A 3,817-nucleotide genomic window follows, 5' to 3' on the forward strand; every position below is an offset into this window, starting at 1 on the left:
TCGGCTCGGGCATGAACCGTATCATGAGCAAATACAGCCGCGACAATTTCGAGTTCGGCGGCAATTATGTTCGCATGATTGTGCCCTACAACTGGATCCCCGAAGAGGGCGAGGCAGAGGATGAAGAAGGCAATGAAGGTAATCGGAAAAGTACCCACGATACCGAAACTGCCGGAGTAAATGAAAGGGTTAATGAAAAGGTAAATGAAAGGGTTAATGAAAGACAAAGGTTAATCATCTCTGCTATAACCGAAAATCCTTACATAACCCAATCTGAACTTGCCAAAATACTTGGAATATCACTTGTTCATGTCAATAAAAACATGAAGAAGTTGCAAGAAAAAGGTCTCGTCCGCCGCATTGGTCCCGACAAAGGCGGACATTGGGAGGTGGTTGACAATGAATAATGAATAATGAACAATGTACAATTTACAATTTACAATGAACAATGAAGACCGAGCAAGAACATAGTAATGAACAATGTACAATGTACAATGAACAATGGAGGAAGGTTCGTTTTGGCGAGTTCTTTGATATGCTGCCAACAAACACATTGTCAAGAGATAAACTAAACGACCAACAAGGAGAATATCAGAATATTCATTACGGCGATGTTTTGATAAAGTACCCATTTTGTCTTGACTGTAACAACGCTGACATTCCTTACATAAACGATGATGTCAAGTTTAATATGGCTGTAGTTCGTGATGGTGATGTGATTTTCGCAGACACGGCAGAAGATGATACAGTTGGGAAATGTGTTGAAGTTATGAATGTGGGTGACAGAAAAATTGTCTCAGGTTTACACACATATTTTTGCAGACCAAGACATAAAATGGCATTGGGTTATTTGGGCTATTATTTGAATAGCAATCACTTCCACAACCAATTGTTGCCTTATATAGCAGGTTCCAAGGTTTCGTCTGTAAACAGGACTTCCATTGCTCGCACTTTTATTTCCTACCCCGAATCTCTCACCGCCCAGCGCCGTATAGCCGCCATACTCGCATCTGCCGACAAGGTGATAGCCTCAACGCAGAAGGTCATCGCCAAATACAAGCAGATAAAGCAGGGGCTGATGGAAGACTTGCTGAAACCCAAAGAGGGTTGGAAGATGGTGAAGTTGGGGGAAGTAATTGTTGATTCTTATGCAGGAGGAACACCCAATCGAGGTCGGGGTGATTATTTTGGAGGAGATATTCCTTGGGTATCATCAGGAGAAGTGAACAATCCTGAAATAAATTCCACCTTTGAAAATATCACAATTGAAGGGTTAAATAACTCAAGTGCCAAATGGATTCCTGAAAATTCAATCCTTGTTGCATTATACGGAGCGACAGCTGGACAAGTTTCAATGTTGCGAATCAGAGCAACTTCGAACCAAGCAGTTTTAGCAATAATTCCTAATGATGAAGTTGCAGATACGATGTTCCTATATTATCAGATAGTTTACAACAAGGAGAATCTATTGTTTTTAGCACAAGGTTCAGGACAACCCAATTTAAGCAAAAATCTCGTTGATAAATTAGAAATCTCAATTCCAGACCTCACGGAGCAGCAGCGCATTGCTTCAATCCTTTCGGGCATAGATGCGAAGATAGCGGCGGAGGAGACGGTTTTGGGGAAATATGGGAAGATTAAGAAGGGGATGATGGAGAGGATGTTGGAGGGCGAGAATAACTTGAATTGAGGTTTTATAGTTTCCCACATTTTTTATAATATTAACCGCATCAAAATGTTTCTATTAGAAAAAAGATTACTTTTGCAAAGTGAATAATATAAAAAATACAGAATGGATAACTCAAATGTACATCAAACCAAGGATCTATCGATTCGATTATTTTCAGAATTGAATCTTGATGATTCATTCTTTGATAGTTTAAAGGATAGTTACCCTGAATTTGAGAAATGGTTCAAGAAAAAGTCTGCAAACAACGAATCGGCTTATGTTTTTATGGATGAAGACGGGCATGTTTTGGATTTCCTTTATTTGAAAAACGAAGAAGAGGAAATTAAAGACGTTAGCCCCGTTCTTCCGTCTAAGAAGAGATTAAAAGTTGGAACGTTCAAAATTTTACCAAGACATTCGAGACGTGGCGAGCGCTTTATGAAAAAAATAATGGATAGAGCAATCGCTGATGATGTTGATGAGGTCTATGTTACAATTTTTCCCAAAATAGAACTTGAATATTTAATAAAGTCCTTTGAGAATTATGGATTCCAGCATATTGCTGACAAGGATCATGGAGAAAGAGGTTCTGAGTATGTGCTCGTGAAAAATATGAGAGAGGTATATGGTGACATCGTTAAAGATTATCCGTTTGTCAAAAGTGAAGGTGTCAAAAAACATATCCTTTCCATAAGACCAGATTATCATACCATGTTATTTCCAGATTCAATTCTTCATAATGAAAATCCATACGATTTAGTTAAGGATATAAGCCCCACAAATTCTATACATAAGATTTATATTTGTTGGATGGATAATGTTGATCAGTTAAAAAAGGGGGATTTGTTGTTGATTTACAGGACTTCAGATGGATTAGGGCCCGCCAATTACAGGAGTGTCGTTACATCTATATGTACAGTTAACGAAGTAAGAACGTACAATGATTTCAAGAATGAAGATGAATTTATAAAGTATACAAATCAATATAGTATTTTTTCGGAAAATGACTTGCGTAAATGGTACAGGTATAAAAACAACTTTACTGTAATCAAAATGCTTTATAATGTAGCCTTTACCAATAAGGTCATCAGAAAAAGACTTTTGGAGGAAGTTGGAATGGATGGTGACATGTATTGGGGGTTTTGTCCTGTTTCCGATGAACAATACAAACACATTTTAAAATTAGGAGGTGCAGATGAACGCTATCTTATCGATTAAGCCACAATTTGTTGAAGAAATTGTTGCTGGCAGAAAAAAATATGAGTTTCGTAAGAAAGGATTCAAAAAGCCGGTTCAAAAGGTTTATGTATATGCAACAACTCCTGTGTGCAAAATCATTGGTGAATTCGAGTTGGGAGGCATTTTGGAGGGCAAGCCCAATAAAATCTGGGCTTTGACTAATCAAATGTCTGGTATTACTGAGGATTATTTCAAAGAGTATTATTCCAACAAAGATATTGCATACGCATTGGAAATAAAATCCTTTAAGTCTTACAAAGAACCTATCAATCCCTACTCAACATTCGGTAAGTTTACTCCACCACAATCATTTTGTTATGTCAGCAAAGATTTTCTGATTTGAGGTAAAGTTTTTTTAATTGTCATGGCAAGAATCAAATTGTTTATCGGCGGAATACATGGAGTAGGGAAAGGCTCGTTATGCAAACAACTTGTTGAAGCGTATTTGTGCGAATATGTTTCGGCAAGTGCTTTGTTGAATTGGAATAAAAAGTCAAAACAGGTTCAAGATGTTAGCCGAAACCAAAAAATACTGGCAGAGTTATTAGCCGAAAAAACATCTGGTGACAGTTCATATATTATTGATGGCCATTTTGCTTTGTGGGACGAAAGCAACTGCTGTAAAGTTGTTCCATTAGAAACATTCACCCAGTTAGGACTTAATGGAATTGTTCTGATAACATGCTCTGCTGATATTGTTCAGGAGCGTCTCAGTGAAAGAGATGGAATTTCTTATGATATAAACCGAATACGCGACCTTCAAAACTCCGAGATTTTACAAGCGGAACAAGTGGCACAGAGTCTTAATATACCATTATTTGTTTTTGATGCCACTCAACCCATAGATTATGAAGTATAATGTACCCCAAAATTGAGAGCAGGAGTTAAGGTGAAAAATGAGTAGTTTTG

5 protein-coding genes are annotated in these 3,817 nt (G+C 37.6%); all 5 read left to right on the top strand.

The window, feature by feature from the left end; genetic code table 11:
- Positions 1-23: 23 nt before the first annotated feature.
- Positions 24-407 (top strand): winged helix-turn-helix transcriptional regulator, encoded by a 384-nt coding sequence (locus Q0W04_RS10490; RefSeq protein ID WP_298503060.1) that lies wholly within the window; start codon positions 24-26, stop codon positions 405-407.
- A gap of 80 nt (positions 408-487) precedes the next feature.
- Positions 488-1,690, top strand: coding sequence for a restriction endonuclease subunit S (locus tag Q0W04_RS10495; RefSeq protein ID WP_298503062.1), 1,203 nt, complete (start codon positions 488-490; stop codon positions 1,688-1,690).
- Between the two features lie 102 nt (positions 1,691-1,792).
- Entirely contained in the window at positions 1,793-2,887 is a 1,095-nt protein-coding gene (locus Q0W04_RS10500; RefSeq protein WP_298503064.1) for an EVE domain-containing protein, read from the top strand.
- Positions 2,865-3,251: a hypothetical protein gene (locus Q0W04_RS10505; RefSeq protein ID WP_298503065.1), complete on the top strand. Its 387-nt coding sequence runs from the start codon at positions 2,865-2,867 to the stop codon at positions 3,249-3,251. Before Q0W04_RS10500 ends, Q0W04_RS10505 begins: the two co-directional genes overlap by 23 nt.
- A gap of 21 nt (positions 3,252-3,272) precedes the next feature.
- Positions 3,273-3,767 (top strand): ATP-binding protein, encoded by a 495-nt coding sequence (locus Q0W04_RS10510; protein ID WP_298503066.1) that lies wholly within the window; start codon positions 3,273-3,275, stop codon positions 3,765-3,767.
- Positions 3,768-3,817: the final 50 nt, after the last annotated feature.

The organism is uncultured Methanobrevibacter sp. (assembly GCF_947170395.1).
In the GTDB taxonomy this organism is placed as follows: Archaea; Methanobacteriota; Methanobacteria; order Methanobacteriales; family Methanobacteriaceae; genus Methanocatella.

Coding starts and splice junctions, on each gene's coding strand:
- Q0W04_RS10490 (WP_298503060.1), top strand. CDS start 24: ATGAGCAAATACAGCCGCGACAATTTCGAGTTCGGCGGCAATTATGTT.
- Q0W04_RS10495 (WP_298503062.1), top strand. CDS start 488: ATGTACAATGAACAATGGAGGAAGGTTCGTTTTGGCGAGTTCTTTGAT.
- Q0W04_RS10500 (WP_298503064.1), top strand. CDS start 1,793: ATGGATAACTCAAATGTACATCAAACCAAGGATCTATCGATTCGATTA.
- Q0W04_RS10505 (WP_298503065.1), top strand. CDS start 2,865: ATGAACGCTATCTTATCGATTAAGCCACAATTTGTTGAAGAAATTGTT.
- Q0W04_RS10510 (WP_298503066.1), top strand. CDS start 3,273: ATGGCAAGAATCAAATTGTTTATCGGCGGAATACATGGAGTAGGGAAA.